A 1,467-nucleotide genomic window follows, 5' to 3' on the forward strand; every position below is an offset into this window, starting at 1 on the left:
TAAACTGTACCCTATAAGATAGACACTTTGAAAAAAGTCTATCCTATAGGGTACTTTTGTTTATAATGAGAAAAAAGATGTCGGAGCGGAATGAAATGACGAAAAGATTATTTACTAAAAAAGAGCAAGAACAACTAAACTGTAATCCTAATGTCCGGGCTATTAGTGATAAAGCGATTACTTATACTGAGGAATTTAAACGCCATTTTATTGCAGAAAATGAAAAAGGAAAACTCCCAAGAACAATTTTTGAAGAGGCCGGTTTAGATGTTGAACTAATTGGTTTGAAGCGCATTAGTTCAGCGGGAAAGCGTTGGCGTGCAGCTTATCGTACAACTGGAGTAGCGGGTCTACAAGATACACGGAAAACGAATTCAGGTCGTCCAATAGAACGGGAATTAAGTTTAGAAGAAAAAATTGCACGATTAGAAGCGAAAAATCGATTATTACAAGCGGAGAATGAACTTTTAAAAAAGCTCGATCTACTCGAAAGGCAGATGTTAAAGAAGAAATAACAATCGCAACAGAACTAAAATTTGAATTAATCAGTAAAACGATTCAAAAATATAAACTAAAACGCTTAGTAAGCTATCTATGTGAAATCATGGGTGTATCTCGTTCAGGCTACTATAATTATTTCACTGAAAAATCAGCACAAAAGCGTGCAGCCCATGAGTTAGCAGATGAAGCAATCAAAGAAATCATTTTAAAAGCGTATCATTTCCGAGGACGTAAGAAAGGTGCACGTCAAATTAAAATGACGTTAGAAAATCAATATGGGATTACGTATAACTTAAAACGTATTCGCCGCATTATGAAGAAATTCGAGATTGTATGCCCAATTCGAAAAGCGAATCCTGCACGTAGAATGGCCAAAGCGACAAAAGAACATCGTACATGTCCAAATGAATTACAGCGTAACTTTAAACAAGGTGTAGCAGGAAAAGTATTATTAACAGATATCACGTATTTGACGTACGGAAACAGCAAACGTGCTTATTTATCAACGATTAAGGACGCTGAGACAAACGAAATTTTAGCGTATGAAGTATCTGCTTCATTAAGTATGGATATCGCGCTCAATACTCTTCGTAAATTGAAGCGAAATCACCACCATTTAACGAAAGATGCATTTATTCATTCAGATCAAGGATTCCATTATACGAATCCAAAATTCCAGAAACTTGTGAAGGAAATGGGACTAGGGCAATCTATGTCACGTCGAGGAAACTGTTGGGATAACGCCCCTCAAGAATCCTTCTTCGGTCATTTTAAAGATGAAACCAATCTGAAAGCGTGCGAAACATTAGAAGAAGTAAAACGAGAAGTGAAAAGTTATATGATGTATTACAACCATTATCGAGGGCAATGGAACTTGAAAAAGCTGCCGCCTGCAAAATACAGACAGCAGCTTCAAAAAGTTGCCTAGCTTTTTTTCAAAATGTCCTTTACAAAGGGTACACTTTA

At 36.4% G+C, this 1,467-nt stretch carries 1 protein-coding gene; it reads left to right on the forward strand.

Features of this window, described 5'->3' with window-relative positions; all coding sequences use genetic code 11:
- Positions 1 to 95 precede the first annotated feature (95 nt).
- A protein-coding gene (locus ACFCYJ_RS27445) for an IS3 family transposase (RefSeq protein ID WP_376079118.1) occupies positions 96 to 1,429 on the forward strand; the annotation gives its coding sequence in 2 pieces (ribosomal slippage) (positions 96 to 480 and positions 480 to 1,429; 1,335 coding nt in all).
- Positions 1,430 to 1,467: the final 38 nt, after the last annotated feature.

Source organism: Lysinibacillus sp. NPDC056232 (assembly GCF_042267565.1).
Taxonomy (GTDB): domain Bacteria; phylum Bacillota; class Bacilli; order Bacillales_A; family Planococcaceae; genus Lysinibacillus.